This is a genomic window from Streptomyces cinnamoneus (assembly GCF_014650495.1).
Taxonomy (GTDB): domain Bacteria; phylum Actinomycetota; class Actinomycetes; order Streptomycetales; family Streptomycetaceae; genus Streptomyces; species Streptomyces cinnamoneus.
Genome location: NZ_BMVB01000001.1, coordinates 140,316 through 159,642 on the forward strand (window position 1 = coordinate 140,316; position 19,327 = coordinate 159,642).

Genomic DNA, 19,327 nt, shown 5'->3' on the forward strand with positions numbered 1-19,327 from the left:
GGCGGGGCATGCGCGGAGGAAGAGTGGCCGTCGTGGGCGGCAGCGTCGCGGGGTGCGCGGCCGCCCTGGCGCTGACCAGGGCCGGCGCCGGCGAGGTCGTCGTCTACGAGCGGGCGGCCGGCGCGCTGCACGACCGCGGCATCGGCCTCGCGGTGCACAAGGAGCGCTACGCCGAGCTGGAGGCCGCCGGGTACACCGACGGCTCCATGCCGTGGGTGCGGCTCACCCGGCGCACCTGGATCACCGCCGAGGGCGGCGGGCACGCCGGACGGCTGCTGGGCGGGGTGCCGTTCCCCTTCCGCTCGTACGCCTGGGGTCCGCTGTGGAGCGCCTTGCGGGCCCGCATCCCCGCCTCCGTGGCCTACGTGCAGGGCGCCGTGGTGGAACGGGTGGTGCCCGCACCGGACGGGGTCACGCTCTGCTTCGCCGGCGGGGGAGAAGAGCGCTTCGACCTGGTGGTCGGCGCGGACGGATACCGCTCCGTCGTCCGGGCCGCGACGCGCACCCCCGAGGTGCCCGGCTATGCGGGCTACCTGGCCTGGCGCGGCGCCGTCCCCGGTGAGCTGCTGCCGGAGCCGCGGTCCGCCTGGCCCGAGGGCGAGGCGACGACCGTCACCTTCCCCGGAGGCCACATGATCGCCTACCGCATTCCCGGTGCGCGCGGGGAGGGCGTCTCGGCCAACTGGGTTTTCTACGCCACCCCGCCGTCCACCGCCGCCCTGGCATCGGCCGACCCGACCAGCCTGCCGCCCGGCAGGGTGACGGCGGAGCTGACTGAGCATCACGAAGGCATCGTGGAGCGGTACTTCCCGCCCTACTGGCAGGACGTGGTCCGTGCCACGCCGCGCTCCGCGGCCGCGGTCCAGCCGCTGTACGACCTCGCCGTGCCCCACTACGGCCAGGACCGCCTCGTCCTCGTGGGCGACGCGGCCTCGGTGGCCCGCCCGCACATGGGCGGCGGCGCCGTCAAGGCGCTCCAGGACGTGGTGGTGCTGGAACGCTCCCTGTGTGCGGCGGACTCCTGGGCGGAGGGGGTGCGGGCCTACGACGCCGAACGCTCGCCCAGCGGGCGAGCCGTGGTCGACCTCGCCCGGCGGCTGGGCCGGGCGCAGGTCGAGGCCACTCCCGACTGGGCGGCCATGGACCAGCGGACGGTCGAGGACTGGTGGCGGCGGATCTCCGACGGCGAGCGGGGCTTCGGCGGCCACGCGCTGGAACGGCCCGCTCCGTGACGGGGCGTCCGTGAGCCGGGCCGTCCTTGTTGCGACGACGTGGCAAGAGCCACTTTTGCGCCATAGGAGGGCGGCCGGGCGCTAAGGTGGCCCGGCCGTGGTGTTCGGGAAGACCGGTGACAGACCCCCGTGGTCCGATTCCGGAGCGGCCCTCGCCACTGTGATCGGGGAGTGACCGTCCCGTTCCGCGCACCCCGGGTGCGCGGAGCCACTGGCAGCATCCGGCTGCCGGGAAGGCTGGGGCGGTGGCGAACGGACCCGTAAGCCAGGAGACCGGCCACGGCATCTCGAAATGATCCACGAGGTGCTGGAGCGTTCACCCCACCATGTCCCTTTCCACCCCTTCCGCCGATCCCGCCGCGTCGCCCGGCGGTGTCCTGCCCGCCTTCCGCTGGCGCCGCCAGGACACCGTGCGGACCGCCGGCCTCCTGGCCGTCATAGCCGCCCTGCACGTCGTCGCGTTCGGCGTGCTCTTCCTGCTCGTCGTCCCGAACCACTACACCGTCGACTCCAAGGTCTTCGGCGTCGGCCTCGGCGTCACCGCCTACACCCTCGGCATGCGGCACGCCTTCGACGCCGACCACATCGCCGCCATCGACAACACCACCCGCAAGCTGATGGCCGACGGCAAGCGCCCGGTCTCCGTCGGCTTCTGGTTCGCCCTCGGGCACTCCAGCGTCGTCGTCCTGATGGCCCTGCTGGTCGCCGGCGGCACCCAGCTCGCCGGGACGCTGATGGACGAGGAGTCCACCACCCACCAGACCCTCGGCATCGTCGGCACGACCGTCTCCGGCGGCTTCCTCTACCTCATCGCCGCCCTCAACCTCATCGCGCTCGCCGGCATCCTGCGCATCTTCCGGGCCATGCGGGAGGGCCGCTACGACGAGGCCGAGCTGGAACAGCACCTGGACTCGCGCGGGTTCATGAACCGCCTCCTCGGGCGCTTCACCCGCTCCATCACCCGCCCCGGGCAGATGTACCCGCTGGGCTTCCTCTTCGGCCTCGGCTTCGACACGGCCACCGAGGTCACGCTGATGGTGATGGCCGGCAGCGGCGCCGCCGCCGGGCTGCCGTGGTACGCGATCCTGTGCCTGCCGCTGCTGTTCGCCGCCGGCATGAGCCTCTTCGACACCCTCGACGGCACATTCATGAACTTCGCCTACCAGTGGGCGTTCTCCAACCCGGTGCGCAAGGTCTACTACAACCTCACCATCACCGGCCTGTCCATCGCCGTCGCCTTCCTCATCGGCACCATCGAACTGGTCGGCGTCCTGCACGAGAAGCTCGGCCTCGACGACCCGGTCAGCGGCTGGATCGCCGGGCTGAACCTGGACAACGTGGGCTTCGTCATCGTCGGCCTGTTCGTGGTGGTGTGGGCGATCGCGCTCGCCTACTGGCGCCTGGCGAAGGTCGAGCAGCGCTGGGCCTCCCGCACGGCCGCCGCACCGGCCGCCGGCCCCGGGACGCCGGCTGCGGTCACGGACGGGGACACCCCGGGCCCGCACACTCCTTCCGCGCGCTGACGACGGGCGGGCTGTGCCCGGTGAGCTCCTCCCGCACCACCACCCTGGTCGGTCCGCCGCATGTCAGGCACGTGCGGGAGGAGACGTCCCGCTCCCGGTCGACCGCGGCGGCGATCCTGCGCAGGGGCCCGGAGCCGCTGCCGCCCGTACCGGAATCTGTTGCTGCGTCAGTGTCGGACATGGGCTATCCCGTTCACTTCCACGCTCGTGGCTCTGCCGGAGGGTGCATCGTGGCGCACCACCCCTGATCACGTCAGCGCCTTGGCCCGTGATCACCCTCGGCGGGGCCGCGCAGGCCCCAAGCTGACGGCGGCCGGGGCCCGTTCCTACGGTCCGGCCGCCGGCAGCGTCACCTCGAACCGGCAACCGCCGGGCACGTTGCGGACCGTTGCCCGGCCGGCGTGCGCCTCGACGATGCCCCGCACGATCGCCAGCCCCAGGCCCGCGCCGCCGCGGCCGCCGGCCGGCGGGGTACGGGCCGCCGAGCCGCGCCAGCCCGTGTCGAAGACGCGCGGCAGATCCTCCTCCGCGATGCCGCCGCACTCGTCCGTGACGGAGAGCACGACGCCGGCGCCGGTGCGCCGCGCGGCCACCGCGACCGTCCCGTCGGCGGGCGTCCGGTGGATGGCGTTGACCAGGAGGTTCCCCAGCACCCGCGTCATCTCCCTGCCGTCCACCTCGACCGGCACCGCCTCGACCGCGTCCCCCACCAGGCGGACGCCGTGCTCGCGGGCCAGCGGGCCGGCGCCTGCCAGCGCCCCGTCCACCAGGTCGTTCACCGACATGCGGCTCGGGCGCAGCGGCAGGGAGCCGGCGTGGATGCGGGAGAGCTCGAAGAGATCGCCGACCATGGCGTTGAGCCGGTCCACCTCGGTGCGGATCTGCCGGTGGTAGCGCTCCGGATCCTCGGCCACGCCGTCCTCCAGCGCCTCGGACATGGCGCGCAGCCCGGCCAGCGGCGTGCGCAGGTCGTGCGAGATCCATGCGACCAGCTCGCGCCGCGACGCGTCGAGGGTGCGCTCGCGCTCGCGGGACGCGGCCAGCCTGGCGCTGGTCGCGGCCAGCTCGCGGGAGAGCGCGTCCAGTTCGGCCGTGGCCGCGCCGCCGGGGGCCGCGAACGCGCCGGCCTCCCCGAAGGAACGGGCGGCGCGGGTCAGGTCCGCGCTGCGCGCCACCACCCAGCGCCCGAGGAGCAGCGCGGTCGCCAGCGAGATCACGGCGGCCATCGCGCACACGGTCGTCACGGCGGTCAGGTCGTGCGAGGACAGGAACATCGCCCACGCCACCGTCAGCGTCCCGGCGAGCATCGCGGCCACCGGGACCGCGGCCACCACGGCGAGCGACACGGCGACGGACCGGTGGCGCACGGCCCGTAGCGCGAGGGCGCCCAGCAGCCCGGCGGCAGCGGCGCCGAGGAGGGCGTAGAGGGCGATGAGCAGCACGTCACGCACGGCCGGGTGCCTCCTCGCCGGGGTACGCGGCGAAGCGGTAGCCGACGCCCCACACGGTCTGGATCAGCCGCGGCCGGGCGGGGTCGTCCTCGACCTTGGCGCGCAGCCGCCGCACGTGGACCGTCACGGTGGACACGTCGCCGAACTCCCAGCCCCACACCTCGCGCATCAGCTCCTCGCGGGCACAGGCCCGCCCCGGGTGGCGCAGCAGGAACGCCAGCAGGTCGAACTCGCGGAGCGTGAGGGCCAGCTCCCGGCCGTCCTTGGCGGCGCGCCGGGCCACGGGGTCGAGCGTCAGGCCGGCCGCGCACAGCGGCGGCGCGGCCGTCGTCGCCACCGGACGGGTGCGGCGCAGGACCGACCGTACCCGCAGGACGAGTTCGCGGGGGCTGAACGGCTTGGTGACGTAGTCGTCCGCGCCGACCTCCAGACCGAGGATGCGGTCCTCCTCCTCGCCGCGGGCGGTGAGCATGACGACGGGCAGCCGGCCGTGGTCGTGCCGCAGGGCGCGGCAGACGTCGAGGCCGTCCATGCCGCCGGGGAGCATCAGGTCGAGGACCACCAGGTCGGGACGGGCCGCGGCGGCCTTCGCCAGGGCCGTGGGCCCGTCCGCGGCGCGGTCGACGGTGCAGCCGTCGCGGGTCAGATAGCCCGCCACCACTTCGGCGACGGTCGGATCGTCGTCCACGACCAGGACGTGGGGCGGGGGGCCTTCGTGCATGTCCCCAGCTTGGCACCCCGGAGGGCACGTCCCCGGCCCCGCCCCTTCCCCAGGACCGGGGCCCGGGGCGGAGCCCCGGTTACGGGAAGGGGCGGGGCCGGGGAAATAGAATCGGTCCCCCCCCGCAACGCACGCCGACCCGATCCGCGGAGCCCCCCATGCACGACCCGGCAACCCGGCCGGAGGCCACCCCGCACGACCCCTGCGTCCGCGTGCGCGGCGCCCGCGAGCACAACCTCAGGGCCGTCGACGTCGACATCCCCCGCGACGCCCTCGTCGTCTTCACCGGCGTCTCCGGCTCCGGCAAGTCCTCCCTCGCCTTCGGCACCGTCTACGCCGAGGCCCAGCGCCGGTACTTCGAGTCCGTCGCCCCCTACGCCCGCCGCCTCATCCACCAGGTCGGCGCGCCCAAGGTCGAGGAGATCACCGGGCTGCCGCCCGCCGTCGCGCTGGAGCAACGGCGCTCCGCGCCCACCTCGCGCTCCTCCGTCGGCACGGTGACCACCCTCTCCAACTCCCTGCGCATGCTCTTCTCGCGCGCCGGCACCTACCCCGAAGGGGCCGCGCGGCTGGACTCCGACGCCTTCTCGCCCAACACCGCCACCGGCGCCTGCCCCGAGTGCCACGGCATGGGCCGGGTCCACACCGTCACCGAGGACTCCCTCGTCCCCGACCCGTCGCTGTCCATCCGCGACGGCGCCATCGCCGCCTGGCCGGGCGCGTGGCAGGGCAAGAACCTCCGGGACATCCTCCACACCCTCGGCCACGACGTCGACCGGCCCTGGCGGGAGCTGCCGCGGGCGGACCGCGACTGGATCCTCTTCACCGACGAGCAGCCCGTCGTCACCGTCCACCCCGTGCGGGACGCCGACCGCATCCAACGCCCCTACCAGGGCACGTACATGAGCGCCCGCCGCTACGTGCTGCACACCTTCGCCGACTCCAAGAGCGCCGCTCTGCGGGCCCGCGCCGAACGGCACCTGGTGAGCCGGCCCTGCCCCGCGTGCGAAGGACGGCGGCTGCGGCCCGAGGCGCTCGCCGTCACCTTCGCCGGGCGGGACATCGCCGCCCTCGCCGCCCTGCCGCTCGCCGAGCTGGCGCGGACGCTGCGCCCGGCCGCCGGCACGGGCGACGGCGCCGCCGCGGCCCTCGCCCAGGACCTTCTCGCCCGCATCGAGGTCCTCACCGAGCTGGGCCTGGGCTACCTCAGCGTCGACCGGCCCACCCCGACCCTCTCCGCCGGAGAGCTGCAGCGGCTGCGGCTCGCCACCCAGCTGCGCTCCGGCCTCTTCGGCGTCGTCTACGTCCTCGACGAGCCCTCCGCGGGCCTGCACCCGGCGGACAGCGCCGCCCTGCTGACCGTGCTGGACCGGCTCAAGGCCGCGGGCAACTCGCTGTTCGTCGTCGAGCACCACATGGACGTCGTGCGCCGCGCCGACTGGATCGTCGACGTCGGCCCGCAGGCGGGCGAGCACGGGGGCCGGGTGCTCTACAGCGGACCCGTCGCCGGGCTCGCGGACGTCGCGGAGTCGGCGACGCGCCGGTTCGTGTTCCCCGGCGGGGCCGCACCCCGCGCCCGCACACCCCGCGAGCCGTCCGGCGTGCTGCGGCTGCGCGGCATCACCCGGCACAACCTCCGCGGCGTCGACGCGGACTTCCCGCTCGGCGTCTTCACGGCCGTCACCGGCGTGTCCGGCTCGGGCAAGTCGACGCTGGTGGGGGAGGCGCTGGCGGAGACCGTCGGGGCGCACCTGGAGGGGCGGCAGCCGGAGGTGAAGGCCGAGGGGCTCGCGGCCTTCGGCCGGCTCGTGCGCGTCGACCAGAAGCCGATCGGCCGCACGCCCCGCTCCAACCTCGCCACCTACACCGGCCTGTTCGACGCCGTGCGCAAGCTCTTCGCGGCCACGGACGAGGCCCGGGCCCGCGGCTACGGCGCCGGGCGCTTCTCCTTCAACGTCGTCGCCGGGCGCTGCGAGGTCTGCCAGGGCGAGGGGTTCGTCGCCGTGGAGCTGCTCTTCCTGCCCGGGACGTACGCCCCCTGCACCGCGTGCGGCGGAGCGCGCTACAACCCCGGCACCCTGGAGATCACCCACCGCGGCAGGACGATCGCCGACGTCCTCGACATGACCGTGGACGCGGCCGCCGCGTTCCTCGCCGACGTGCCCGCCGCGCTGCGCGGCCTGCGCACGCTGCAGGACGTGGGCCTGGGCTACCTGCGGCTGGGCCAGCCGGCCACGGAGCTGTCCGGTGGGGAGGCGCAGCGCATCAAGCTCGCGGCCGAGCTGCAGCGCACCCACCGCGGGCACACGCTGTACGTGCTGGACGAGCCGACGACGGGGCTGCACCCGGCGGACACGGAGGTGCTGCTGCGTCAGCTGCACGGGCTGGTGGAGGCGGGCAACACGGTCGTGGTCGTCGAGCACGACATGGCCGTGGTGGCGGGCGCGGACCACGTGATCGACCTCGGCCCCGGCGGGGGCGAGGAGGGCGGCCGGATCGTGGCGGCCGGCAGCCCGCGCGAGGTCGCGGAGACCGCCGGGAGCGCCACGGCGCCCTACTTGGCCGCGGCGCTCCGCACGGGGCGGTAGCCCCGGCCGCGGCCGCGCGTCGACGGCGACGCGCGGCCGCGCGGGCCGGGACGGCGGCCGCCACGGGCTCTGGACGCGCCGCACTCCGTCTGGTTTCGTCGTGCATGAATGTTCGACCGGGCGATCGGTGCATCCGGGGACCGGGAGGCCGGACGCGACGTGTTGGGATGGAGCGCCATGACCCATGCCCTGATCATCGGGGGCGGCATCGCCGGGCCCGTCACCGCGATGGCGCTCCAGCGGGCCGGCATCGGCTCCACGGTCTACGAGGCGTACCCCAGCGGCGCCGACCACGCCGGGGCGTTCCTCGTCCTGTTCGCCAACGGCCTGGAGGCGCTGGCCGTCATCGACGCCGACCGGCCCGTGCGCGAGAACTCCTTCCCCTCCGGCACCGTCGAGTTCCTCAGCGACACGGGCAGCACGCTCGGCGCCCGGCCCATCGCCGGCAGCGGTGACGGGCCGAGGCCGCGGACGCTCCCGCGCGCCGCCCTCTACCGGGCGCTGCGCGACGAGGCCGCGCGGCGCGGCATCCGCGTCGAGCACGGCAAACGGCTCGTCTCCACCTCCACCGCCACGTCCAGCGGCCGTCGCCCGGCGGTCACGGCGGTCTTCGCGGACGGCACCCGCGCCGAAGGCGACCTGGTCATAGGCGCCGACGGCATCCACTCCCGCACCCGCACCCTGCTGGACGCCACCGCGCCCGTCCCCCGCCACACCGGCCAGCTCACCGTCTGCGGCCGCACCCGTGCCACCGGCCATCGCGTGCCGGCCGGTACCTACCGGATGATGTACGGCCGCCGCGGCTTCTTCGGCTGCACCACCGGGCCCGACGGCACGACCTACTGGTTCGCCAACATCCCCGGCGCGGAACTGCCCAGGGCCTCGCTCACCTCCCTCACCCCCGACCGGTGGCGCAGCCGCGTCACCGGGACCTTCGCCGACGACCGTACGCCCGCCGCCGCGATCGCCGCCGCCACCGGGGACGACATCGTCGGAACGAACGCCTACGACATCCCCACCACGCCCGTGTGGCACGACACCCGCACCGTCCTCGTCGGCGACGCCGCCCACGCCACCGCCCCCAACGCCGCCCAGGGCGCGTCCATGGCCATCGAGGACGGCGTCGTCCTGGCCCGCTGCCTGCGCGACCTGCCGGTCCCGGCGGAGGCGTTCGCGGCGTACGAGCGGCTGCGGCGCGAGCGCGTCGAGCGGGTCGTCGCCATGAGCGCCGCCATGGCCGGACGCGTGGCCGCCACCCCCGAGGAGCGGCGCGCCCGCGACGAGGACGTGGCCCGCCGCATGGCGGAGGACACCGGGGGCGGCACCGAGTGGCTCACCGGCTACCGCATCGACTGGGGCGCCCCCGTCCACTGAGTTGCCGCCCCGGCCCGCTGCGGCAGACTGGAGCCATGCCGGAGCTGCCGGAGGTCGAGGCCCTCACCGGGTTCCTGACCGAGCGCCTCGTGGGCCGTACGGTCGAGCGCGTTCTGCCCGCCGCGGTGAGCGTCCTCAAGACCTACGACCCGCCCCTGAGCGCCGTCGAAGGGCACACGGTCACCGCGGTGCGGCGGCACGGCAAATTCCTCGACCTGGACACGGACGACGGGCCGCACCTGGTCTTCCACCTCGCCCGGGCGGGCTGGCTGCGCTGGCACGACAGCCTGCCCGCCGCACCCCCGCGCCCGGGCAGGGGGCCGCTCGCGCTCCGGGTGCGGCTGGCCGGCGGCGACGGCTTCGACCTGACCGAGGCGGGCACCCAGAAGCGGCTCGCCGTGTACTGCGTGCACGACCCCGCCGACGTCCCCGGCGTCGCCCGCCTCGGCCCGGACCCGCTCGCCCCCGGCTTCACCGCGGAGGTCTTCGCCGGGCTGCTGCGCGGCGAGCGACGCCAGATCAAGGGCGTCCTGCGCGACCAGGGGGTCATCGCCGGCATCGGCAACGCCTACTCCGACGAGATCCTCCACGCCGCCCGCATGTCGCCGTTCAAGCTCGCCGCGGCCCTCACCGACACCGAGACGGCCGACCTCTACGAAGCGCTGGGCACCACCTTGCGGGAGGCCGTCGAACGGTCGCGCGGGCACGCCGCCGCCGAACTGAAGGCGGAGAAGAAGAGCGGCATGCGGGTGCACGGCCGCACCGGGGAGCCCTGCCCGGTGTGCGGCGACACCGTCCGCGAGGTCTCCTTCAGCGACTCGTCGCTGCAGTACTGCCCGACCTGCCAGACGGGCGGCAAGCCGCTGGCCGACCGGCGGCTGTCACGCCTGCTGAAGTGAGCCCGCGGGACCCGCTCTCCCGCGAACGTACGTGCCCGCTCCGCGTCCTTCGCGAAGGTCCCGGCCTTGTACGGGGTGCCGTCCTGCTCGTCCGCGGTCAGACCGCAGCTGACGGGAGAGCTCTGCCCGGCACCTCTCAGGTCGAACCCGATGACGTCGTACTGCCGTTTCACTTCCGCGGAAACCTTCAGTATCGGGTCGACGGGCAGATTCAGCCCCGGCGCCCCGGGGCCGCCGGGGTTGAGCAGCAGAACGCCGCGGCGTTCCGTCGCGCTGCTCGCCTTCAGCCGGGATATCGCGATGTCGATCTTCTTGCCGTCGGGATCGTCGTAGTCCAGCGGCACCTTGACCGTCGCGCACTGAAAGGTGGCGGGGCCGCCGGCTTCGCAGCGCTGCCACGTGAGCTGCTGCTGCGTGTACTGCCGCAGGGGGTCCTCGGCGGCGGACGGCCCGGACGCGGCAAAGGCCGTTGCGGGGGTCAGGGCCGAAAGGGAAGCCGCCGCCGTGATGCCGGCAGTCATAAGAGGTGCCATTCGTCCGTTGCGCATGGTGATGCTGGTCCTTCTGGGGAGGTCGACCGGGCAGGACACGATCCTGGCTTCCGGCTCCTGGGCGCGCATCGCGGAAAGGCGGGACATCGTGCTCCCTCGATCGGGGGAGGACCCCCGGTGAGCCGTCCGGTCATACTGGCCGGTGATGATCATGAGAGTCCGGCCGCTGCTGCGCGGCTCCACGTATGCGGGTGTGCTGTTCGCTTCGTGCGGCGCGTTGGTGAGCCTTCCGCTGCTGCCTTTGGCGATGCTGCCGGCGCTGGTGTGGCCGTCCGCTCCCTATGGGGTGCAGTGCGTTCTGGCCCTGCTGGTCTGGGCGGCACTGATCGGCGTGGCCGGGCTGGCCCGCCCCACGCGGCGGGTGCTGATCGCGTGCGCCCGTCGCCTGCTGAAGGTGCCGTTGCCGGACCCTGTGGCCGCGCGCCGTCCGGTGGGCGGCGACCGTTGGCGGACTCCTCTCTGGCTGCTGCTGCACGTGGCACTGGGGTGGACGGGGGTGCTGGTGGGCGGTGTGCTGATCCTCGCGGGCCTGACCCTCCCGCTCGGCGCCGAGGCGGGGCTGAGTCTGTTCGGCCGGACGGTGCGGGTGAAGGACGGCTGGGGCAGCTGGGCGGTGGCGCTCGGCTGCGTGCTGCTGGCGGCGGCCGTGTGCGTGGTGGTGACGAACGTCCTGCGGGGGCTGGCACCGAGGCTGCTGGGGCCGTCGCCGGCCGAGCGGCTCGCGCTGGCGGCCGAGCGGGAACTGGCGCTGGCCGAACGCAACCGGCTCGCCCACGAGTTGCACGACTCGATCGGGCACACGCTGACGGCGACCACGATCCAGGCGGCGGTGGCGGGCGAGGTGCTCTCCGCCGACCCGGTGGCGGCGCGGGCCACCTTGCGCAGCATCGAGGAGTCGGCCCGGGCCGCGCTGGAGGACCTGGACTACGTACTGGGCGCGCTGCGCGAACAGAAGGCGGAGACGGCGCCCAGCCGGACCCTGGCCGACCTGCCGGAACTGCTGGACCGGTTGCGGCATGCGGGCGCGGTGGTGGAGCCGGTGCTGTCGGGCGAGCTGACGCTGGTGCGGGGGCCGCTCTCCCGGGCGGCGTACCGGATCCTGCAGGAGGGGCTGACGAACGCGTTGCGGCACGGGGCGGGCGGTCCCGTCCACGTCCGCGTGGCGGCCGCGCCGGACGGGCTGGAGATCGGCGTGGTCAACCGGACCGGGGCGGGGACGAGCGTGGGTACGGGCCGGGCTGCCTTCCCGACGTCCGGGCACGGTCTGCCCGGGCTGGCCGAGCGCGTGCGGCTGCTGAACGGTGAGATCGAGGCCGGTCCGGACGGGCCGCAGCACTGGCGGTTGGCGGTCCGGCTGCCGGTCCGGTTGCCGGCATGACCGGCTCCGACGCGAGCGCAGCCGTCATGACCGGCACCGGCACCGGCCCCGGCTCCACCAGCCCCACCGGCACCCCCGTCACACTGCTGATCGCGGACGACGACGAGGTGACCCGCAGCGGTCTGCGCACCCTGCTTGCGGCACAGCCGGGGATCGCGGTGGTCGGGGAGGCCGCCGACGGCATCGAGGCGGTCGAACAGGCGCGGCGGCTCCGGCCGGACGTGGTCCTCATGGACGTGCGCATGCCCCGTCGCAACGGCATCGAGGCCACCCGGCAGCTGCTGGCCGAATCGGCCGAACCGCCGAAGGTCGTGGTGATCACCACCTTCGAGAACGACGACCACGTCACCGCCGCGCTCGGCGCGGGGGCCAGTGGGTTCGTGCTCAAGCGGCTCCCGGTCCGGCGGATCGCCGAGGCGGTGCGGGTGGTGGCGGAAGGGGAGACGATCCTCTTCCCGGCGGCACTGCGCCGGATGGTCGCCGCCCGCCCGCTGGGGTCCGCCGAGGCGTTGCCGAAGGCGGCGCTGACGGGGCGGGAGGAGCAAGTGCTGCGGCTGATGGCCACCGGCCTGTCCAACCCGGAGATCGCGGAGTCGCTCACGGTGAGCCTGGAGACGGTGAAGACGCACGTCGGGAACGTGCTGACCAAGCTCGGCGCGCAGAACCGGACCCACGCGGTGGTGATCGCGTACGAGTCCGGTCTGGTCGTGCCGCGCTTCGCCGGCTGACGCGACCTGCCGCGAGCCGGCGTCCTAGTCCCGCGGAATGCCCCGGGCGTCCGCGTGGGAGAGCTCCGAGTGCTTGTAGGAGTAGGCGAAGTACACGACCAGCCCGATCGCGAACCACACCGCGAACCGCACCCACGTCTGCCACGCCAGGTAGGTGATGAGCCAGATGGACGCGGCGACCCCGATGGCGGGGACGACCGGCATGCCCGGGCAGCGGAACGAGCGCGGCAGCTCCGGCTGCCGGTAGCGCAGCACGATCACGGCGGTGCACACCACGGCGAAGGCCAGCAGGATGCCGATGTTGGTCAGCTCCGCCGCCTCGCCGATCGGCACGAAGCCCGCGATGAGCGCGGAGGCCACGCCGACGATCCACGTGACCCGGGTCGGCACGTGCCGCGTCGGATGCGTGTGGGCGAACCACTTCGGCAACAGCCCGTCGCGGCTCATCGCGAACCACACGCGGGTCACGCCGAGCATGAAGGTGAACATCACCGTGAGGATGCCGATGATCGCGCCGACCGCGATGACGTCGGCGATGCCGCTCAGCCCCACGGACTTGAAGGCGGTCGAGAAGCCGCTCTCCTTGTCGATCTCCGTGTAGTGCTGCATGCCCGTCAGCACCAGGCAGGCCAGGACGTAGAGGACCATCGAGATGGCGAGGGAGTACATGATCGCGCGGGGCATGTGCCGCTGCGCGTCCTTGGACTCCTCGGCCGCCGTCGACATCGCGTCGTAGCCGAACACCGCGAAGAAGACCGTCGCCGCCCCCGTGAAGGCGCCGCTGAGCCCGAAGGGGAAGAAGGGGTGGTAGTTGGCGGTGTCGATGTGGAAGAACCCCACGACGACCACCAGCAGGACCACCAGGATCTTCAGCCCCACGACGATCGTTTCGAACCGGGCCGCGTTCTTGATGCCCATGGTCAGCAGCCAGGCGATCAGCAGGCACAGCAGCGCCGCGAAGAGGTCCACCCGGTGCCCGTCGCCCGTCCCGGGCGCCCCCAGCATCCAGTCGGGCAGCTGGGCGTGCGTCTCCCCGAGCAGGAAGTTGATGTACCCCGAGATGCCGATGGCCACGACCGCCACGATCGCCGTGTACTCCAGCAGCAGGTCCCAGCCGATGAACCAGCCGCCGATCTCGCCGAGCACCGCGTAGCCGTACGTGTAAGCGGAACCGGCCCGCGGGATGAGGCCCGCGAACTCCGCGTACGAGAAGGCCGCCGCCGCACTCGCCACGCCCGCGATGAGGAAGGACACCAGCACCGCCGGGCCCGCCACGCCGTTGGCGATGGTGCCCGCGAGGCTGAAGATGCCCGCGCCGATGATGCCGCCGACGCCGATGGCCGTCAGCTGCCACAGGCCGAGGGTGCGGGTCAGGTGCTCGCCGTGCGCCTCGGTCTCCTCCGCCTCCTCGATCGTCTCGATCGGTTTGCGGCGCCATACCCCCCGGCCCGTCCCGAGCTCTGCCATGGCCTGTCCTCCCGTCGGCCCCGAGGCGGCTCGCCCCTGGACACATAAGCCGCGAATCGCGGCCATCATGGCGGAGCCGGGGCGGCGACGGAAGGCGCCGCCCCGCACCCCGGGCGCGTATCAGCCGATGGCAGGGGGGACGGACCGCGCACCCGTCCCCCACCCGGACGGCTCCGGCCCGACCGTGAACTCCAGCCGCTCGCCCTCGCGGATCGCCTCCGTCGTCAGGTACGTGCGCTCGTGCGCGGCCCCGTCGAGCCGCACCGACCGCACGTACCGGTCCCGGTCCGAGGTGCCCGGCGCGCTCACCGTGAACCGGCCCCGCGGGTACCAGCGGCGGTCCAGCCGCAGGTCCACCCGGTCGAAGACCGGGGTGCTCAGCCCCCACACGTCCGCGCCCGGCTGCACCGGGTACACGCCGATGGCGGAGAGCACCATCCACGCCGACATCGTCCCCAGGTCGTCGTTGCCCGTCATGCCGGTCGGGGAGTCGGTGAAGAGGGTGAGCGCCGCGTGCACCACGTCCGTGGTCTTCCACGGCTTGCCCGTCGAGAGGTAGGTGTACGGGGCGATGAGGTCCGGCTCGTTCTGCGGGTTGTACTTGTCGGCGTTGTAGTAGTCGTACGGGCCGTTGACCCACACCTGGCGTGCGGTCCGCGCCGGGTCGGCGAGCAGCCGGTCGTAGGCGAAGAAGGAGTCCAGCCGCCGCTCCGTCGCCTCCCTGCCGCCCAGCAGCCCGATCAGGCCCGGCAGGTCCTGCGGCACCAGCCACTGGTACTGCCAGGCCGTGCCCTCGTGGAAGCCCGGGCTCTTCGCCGGGTCCGCGGACCCGGCGAACGCCCCGCCGGCGTCCCGCGGCCGGAAGAAGCCGGTCGCCGGGTCGAAGAGCCTGCGGTAGTTGCGGGACCGGCCGGCATAGCGCTCGGCGTCCGCGCGGTGGCCCAGGTCCCGGGCCATCCGGGCGAGCACCCCGTCGGCCAGCGCGTACTCCAGGGTGGCCGAGGCGCCCTCGTGGTAGTCGGAGTCGCCGGGCTTGTGCCGGGTCCGGTCGGGCAGCAGCGGGACGTAACCGCTCCGCACGTACTCGGCGTTGCCCTCGCGCCCCACGTACGGCGAGCCCGCCGGCGGCACCCCGTCCGCGTTCTTCCGCAACGCCCGGTACGCCTCCTCCTCGTGCCCCGCGAGCAGGCCGTGGTGGAAGGCGTTGGTCAGGAACGGCGTCACCGGGTCACCGGTCATGATGTTCGTCTCGACCGTCCCGTAACCCCACTTGGGCAGCCAGCCCCCCTCGGCGTCGATCCGCAGCACCGACAGCGCCATGTCCCTCGACTCCCGCGGCGCCAGCAGGGCCAGCAGCTGCGCCTGGGTGCGGTAGGTGTCCCACAGGGACCAGTTCTGGTAGTAGGTGAAGCCGTCCGCCCGGTGCACGCGCTGGTCCCAGCCCGTGTAGCGGCCGTCGACGTCGCTGCCGACGTTGGGGGCGAGGAAGGAACGGTAGAGCGAGGAGTAGAAGGTCCGGCGGAGGGCCGGTGCGCCGCCTCGGACCCGCACGTCGCCCAGCCGCCGCTCCCAGGCGTCCTGCGCCGCCAGGGCCGTGCGGTCGAAGCCGGCCTCCTCGGCCCGCAGGTTGCGCTCCGCGCCCGCCGCGTCGACGTAGCTGATGGCGGTGGTCGCCTCGACGTCCCGGTCGCGGGTGGTGTCGAAGCGGACCCAGGCGCCGTTGCCGGTCCGCGAGCTGGAGGCCCGCGAGCCCTCGGAGAGCCCGTCGCCGTTCCACGTGCCGTGGCCGGTGAAGGGCCGGTCGAAGCGGGTGAGGGTGTGCAGCGTGTACGGGCGGGTGTCCTGGCAGAAGCCCCGGCCGGTGATGGTGGAGCGCACCGTACGGCTGTCGACGACCTCGATGCTGGTGGAGACCGTCTTGTGCAGCGACTGGCCCGCGTTGAAGAGCACGTTGGCCTTCTGCGTGGCGGGGAAGGTGTAGCGCTGCCGGCCCGTACGGGCGGTCGCGGTCAGCTCCGCGGTGATGCCGCCGTAGGAGGCGAGGCGGACCCGGTAGTAGCCGGGACGGGCCCGCTCGTCAGCATGGCTGAACTCCGCGGCGTACCGGGCGTTGTCCGTCTGCACGACGTCGCCGGTGGTCGGCAGCACGGGCAGGTCGCCGCCGATGCGGCAGCCGACACCGGAGAGGTGCACGGTGCTGAAGCCGCGGATGTGGTGGTCCTTGTAGTCGTAGCCGGTGTTGTGCCCGGTGTCCGGGGAGAGCTGCACCATGCCGAACGGCACGGCGGCGCCGGGGAAGGTGTTGCCCTCGTTCTGCGTGCCGATGAAGGGGTTGACGAGGGAGGTGAGCTCCTCGCCGTCCGCCCCGTCCGTCCTCGGGGGCGCGAGCGCCGTGGAGCCCAGAACCGCCACGAGGGCGAGCACGCCCGCGCCCGCGCGGCGCAGCAGTGGGTGTACGGCCCGTCTCATAGACCACGCCCCTCGAAGCGGCATCGATGTCAGCGCCGACGGTGCGCCCGGGGTGACGGTGAGTCAAGGATGCGACGGATCGTGGGCGTGGTCTTCAGGACACCCCGACGGAACGTCAGTTCACCTACTCGGGTGAGTGGCCGGGCCGGTGCGTTTCGCCCCGGCCGCACGGGGGGAGTGGGGCCTGGGCAAGGGGGACGTCGTGCGCACGGGGGGCGGAGCGATGGCGGATGCCGTGGGGGAGCGGGCACGGCCGGCGGGACGTGGGCGTGGCCGGCGCAGGCTGCGCACCCTCCTGGCCGTGCTCGTCGCGGCCGTCACCGCGGCCGCGGCCTCCGGCCCGGGAGCCCGGGGCGGCGGGGGCCACGAGCGCACCCTGGCCGCCATGGAGGCCGCCGTCCGGGACGGCGTGCCCGGAGTGCTGGGCCGGGCCCACGACGGGCGCGGCGCCTGGCGGGGCTCGGCCGGCGTCTCCGACCTCACCACGCGACGGCCCTTCCTGCCCCGGGACCACTTCCGGACCGGCAGCATCGCCAAGACGTTCGTGGCGACGGTCGTGCTGCAGCTGGAGGCGGAGGGCAGGCTGAGCGTGGACGACACGGTCGAGTCCCGGCTGCCCGGGGTGGTGCGCGGACACGGCCACGACGGCCGGAAGATCACCATCCGCCAGCTCCTGGACCACACGAGCGGCATCTTCAACTACCTCGACGACCCCACCCTCCGCGCGAAGGTGTACGGCAAGGCGTTCCTCGCCCACCGCGACGACACGTGGACCCCCGCCGAGCTCGTGGCGCTCGCCATGACCCACGCGCCCAACTTCCCGCCGGGCACCGGCTATGACTACTCCAACACCGAGTACACCCTCGCCGCCCTGATCGTCGAGCGGACGACCGGCCGCCCCTACGGCACCGAGCTCAGGCGCCGGATCACCGAGCCCCTCGGCCTGCACTCCACCACCCTGCCCGGCACCGACCGGAGGATCCCCCGGCCCAGCGGGCGGGAGTACACCCGCTTCCACGACGACCCCGGAACGACGCACGACGTCACCGAGTTCAACCCCTCCCTGCTCTGGGCCGTCGGCGACATGATCTCCACCACCGCCGACCTCGACCGCTTCCTCGCCGTGCTGCTCGGCGGTGGGCTGCTCCCGCCGGCCCAGATGAGGGAGATGACGACCACCGTCCCCCAGGGCGACGACCCCGACAGCGCTGCCGGACTCGGCCTGTTCCGCTACCGGCTCCCGTGCGGGGCCGAGGTGTGGGGCCACGACGGCCTCTTCTACGGCACGCAGAGCATCGCCTACGCGACCCGCGACGGCCGGCACCGGCTGGTCGTCCACTTCAACGGCGACTGGCTCGCCGACACCGCGGCGGCGGGCAACGTCCTGCTCGCCGAATTCTGCTGAGACGCCTCGGCATTCCTCCCTTCGGCGCCTTCCCCGTCCCCCGCACAGCCGGGTTCACCGGCGACGACCAGGCATACTGGAGCGTCCGGCCGACGGACCGCAGCGCCTACGACAACCGCACGACCGGAGGAACGGGCCGTCCCATGCGCCTCACCGAACTCGCCGACGTGGGGCCCTTCTTCGCCCTGCGCACCGGCGACGCCCCCGAGGGCGAAGGCGGCGGCTACCTGCCGCTCGGCGACGAGGCCCTGCGGCTGCGCGTGGAGACCGTCACCGGCCGGCTGGGGACGACGGACCGGCGGGTGGCCGCGTCCATCGCCTTCCAGGGCATCGCCGGGCGGCTGTGGTCCGTCGCGCTCGGTTCGGCCGTGCTGAACGGGCAGGTCCCCGACCTCGCCGCCGGGAACCTGCGCTGGCACCCGGACCGCACCGCCCCCGACGACCTCCTGCTGACCGCCCCCACCGCGCTGCCGCCGGCCACGGACCCGGCGGCGCAGGCGGCGCAGCTCGCCGCCGGCGTCCTGCACGGCCTGCTCGTCCCCCTGCACCACGCCACCCGCACCCTGACCCCGGTCTCCGGGCAACTGCTGTGGGGCAACGCCGGCTCGGCCCTCGCCGGCTCCCTGCGCGTCCTGCACACCTGGTGCCGGCACCAGCAGCGGCCGCAGGACGCCGGCCGCGCCCTGGCCCTCGTCCGCGCCCTGTTCGAGGAGCCGCTGCTGCGCGGCACCGGCACGCTGCACCGCACGCCCGGCGGCCCGTCCTTCGCGCGCCGCACCTGCTGCCTGTACTACCGCGTGCCCGGCGGCGGCACCTGCGGCGACTGCGTGCTGCGTCACCCGCCCCGCGCCCGCTGACCGGCCGGCACGGGCGGCCACCGCCCCGGCTCCAGCACCCCGAGCACGTACGCCTTCGCCACCAGCGCCGTACGGTTCGACACCCGCCACCGCCGGGACAGCCGGCTCAGGTGGTAGTTGACGCCGTCCACCGTCAGCCCGACCGCCTTGCCGATGGCCGTCGTCGTGGCCCCGGACGCCGCCAGCGCGAGGATCCGCCCCTCCACCTCGCCGACCTCGACCGCAGGCGTCTCCTCGGCCCGCTCGCGCACCCGCAGCACCGCCAGCAGCATCGGATACGTCCGCGTCGGTTCACCGACCGTGTCCACCAGCAGCTCGCCCTCGCGGCCGGACGCCTCGCCCGCCGCCCAGCGGACGTCGATCGTGTAGCGCGAACGGTGCCCCAGCCGCAGCGCCTCGGTCAGCCGCTCGATCTGCGCGGCGGCCAGCGGCCGGAACAGGTCCAGCAGATTGCGGCCGCGCACCTGCCCCGGGGCCAGGCCCCACTCGGCGGCCATCGCCGGATTGACCACGGCCACCTCGCCGTTCGCCTGGCAGATGGCGATCGGTATCGGCAGCCGGTCCAGCAGGGCGATGAAGTGATTGCGCCACGCGACGTACTCCTCGCTGCCCACCGCCGTGCACCCCCCGTTCGGACCCGTCCGCGCCCGCGCGCAAGAGCGACGCGCCGCGGACCACTGCACA

General features: G+C 74.1%; 14 protein-coding genes and 1 riboswitch. Of the genes, 9 read left to right on the plus strand and 5 right to left on the minus strand.

Annotated features, from left to right (window positions below; translation table 11 throughout):
• Positions 1–8: 8 nt before the first annotated feature.
• The gene (locus IE182_RS00580) at positions 9–1,232 is read left to right on the plus strand and encodes an FAD-dependent monooxygenase (protein WP_190107577.1); all 1,224 of its coding nucleotides are present in this window, start codon (positions 9–11) and stop codon (positions 1,230–1,232) included.
• Between the two features lie 81 nt (positions 1,233–1,313).
• Positions 1,314–1,528: riboswitch (cobalamin riboswitch) on the plus strand.
• A 30-nt stretch (positions 1,529–1,558) separates the two neighbouring features.
• Positions 1,559–2,755, plus strand: coding sequence for a Nickel transporter NicT (gene nicT, locus IE182_RS00585; RefSeq protein ID WP_229844483.1), 1,197 nt, complete (start codon positions 1,559–1,561; stop codon positions 2,753–2,755).
• A 326-nt stretch (positions 2,756–3,081) separates the two neighbouring features.
• Here the strand turns inward: nicT and IE182_RS00590 are convergent, their stop codons facing one another.
• A complete protein-coding gene (locus IE182_RS00590; protein ID WP_190107578.1) occupies positions 3,082–4,206 on the minus strand; it encodes a sensor histidine kinase in 1,125 nt (374 codons plus the stop codon).
• Complete coding sequence (locus IE182_RS00595) at positions 4,199–4,927, minus strand: response regulator transcription factor (protein WP_190107579.1); 729 nt, start codon at positions 4,925–4,927, stop codon at positions 4,199–4,201. Before IE182_RS00595 ends, IE182_RS00590 begins: the two co-directional genes overlap by 8 nt.
• Positions 4,928–5,085: 158 nt before the next feature.
• Between IE182_RS00595 and IE182_RS00600 the strand changes: the two genes are divergently transcribed.
• The 5 genes from IE182_RS00600 to IE182_RS00625 all read left to right on the plus strand — a co-directional run bounded on the left by IE182_RS00600 (position 5,086) and on the right by IE182_RS00625 (position 12,445).
• The gene (locus IE182_RS00600; RefSeq protein ID WP_190107580.1) at positions 5,086–7,515 is read left to right on the plus strand and encodes an excinuclease ABC subunit UvrA; all 2,430 of its coding nucleotides are present in this window, start codon (positions 5,086–5,088) and stop codon (positions 7,513–7,515) included.
• 177 nt (positions 7,516–7,692) lie between these two features.
• Positions 7,693–8,889, plus strand: a complete 1,197-nt coding sequence (locus IE182_RS00605; protein WP_190107581.1) for an FAD-dependent monooxygenase — start codon at positions 7,693–7,695, stop codon at positions 8,887–8,889.
• Positions 8,890–8,924: 35 nt separating this feature from the next.
• Positions 8,925–9,788 carry an Fpg/Nei family DNA glycosylase gene (locus tag IE182_RS00610; RefSeq protein ID WP_190107582.1) on the plus strand — a complete coding sequence of 288 codons (864 nt, stop codon included), beginning with the start codon at positions 8,925–8,927 and terminating at the stop codon, positions 9,786–9,788.
• A gap of 696 nt (positions 9,789–10,484) precedes the next feature.
• Entirely contained in the window at positions 10,485–11,717 is a 1,233-nt protein-coding gene (locus IE182_RS00620; RefSeq protein WP_190107583.1) for a sensor histidine kinase, read from the plus strand.
• Positions 11,714–12,445, plus strand: coding sequence for a response regulator transcription factor (locus tag IE182_RS00625; protein WP_373303488.1), 732 nt, complete (start codon positions 11,714–11,716; stop codon positions 12,443–12,445). Before IE182_RS00620 ends, IE182_RS00625 begins: the two co-directional genes overlap by 4 nt.
• Positions 12,446–12,469: 24 nt before the next feature.
• On the opposite strand, the gene IE182_RS00630 is transcribed toward IE182_RS00625, so the two are convergent.
• Positions 12,470–13,912 carry an amino acid permease gene (locus tag IE182_RS00630; RefSeq protein WP_190107584.1) on the minus strand — a complete coding sequence of 481 codons (1,443 nt, stop codon included), beginning with the start codon at positions 13,910–13,912 and terminating at the stop codon, positions 12,470–12,472.
• 120 nt (positions 13,913–14,032) lie between these two features.
• Positions 14,033–16,381 (minus strand): GH92 family glycosyl hydrolase, encoded by a 2,349-nt coding sequence (locus IE182_RS00635; RefSeq protein WP_190107585.1) that lies wholly within the window; start codon positions 16,379–16,381, stop codon positions 14,033–14,035.
• A gap of 223 nt (positions 16,382–16,604) precedes the next feature.
• On the opposite strand from IE182_RS00635, the gene IE182_RS00640 reads away from it, so the two are divergent.
• Complete coding sequence (locus tag IE182_RS00640) at positions 16,605–17,786, plus strand: serine hydrolase domain-containing protein (RefSeq protein WP_190107586.1); 1,182 nt, start codon at positions 16,605–16,607, stop codon at positions 17,784–17,786.
• Positions 17,787–17,929: 143 nt separating this feature from the next.
• Positions 17,930–18,643, plus strand: coding sequence for a (2Fe-2S)-binding protein (locus IE182_RS00645; RefSeq protein ID WP_190107587.1), 714 nt, complete (start codon positions 17,930–17,932; stop codon positions 18,641–18,643).
• On the opposite strand, the gene IE182_RS00650 is transcribed toward IE182_RS00645, so the two are convergent.
• Complete coding sequence (locus tag IE182_RS00650) at positions 18,622–19,257, minus strand: PAS domain-containing protein (protein WP_190107588.1); 636 nt, start codon at positions 19,255–19,257, stop codon at positions 18,622–18,624. The two genes, IE182_RS00645 and IE182_RS00650, sit on opposite strands and share 22 nt — an antisense overlap.
• Positions 19,258–19,327 lie beyond the last annotated feature (70 nt).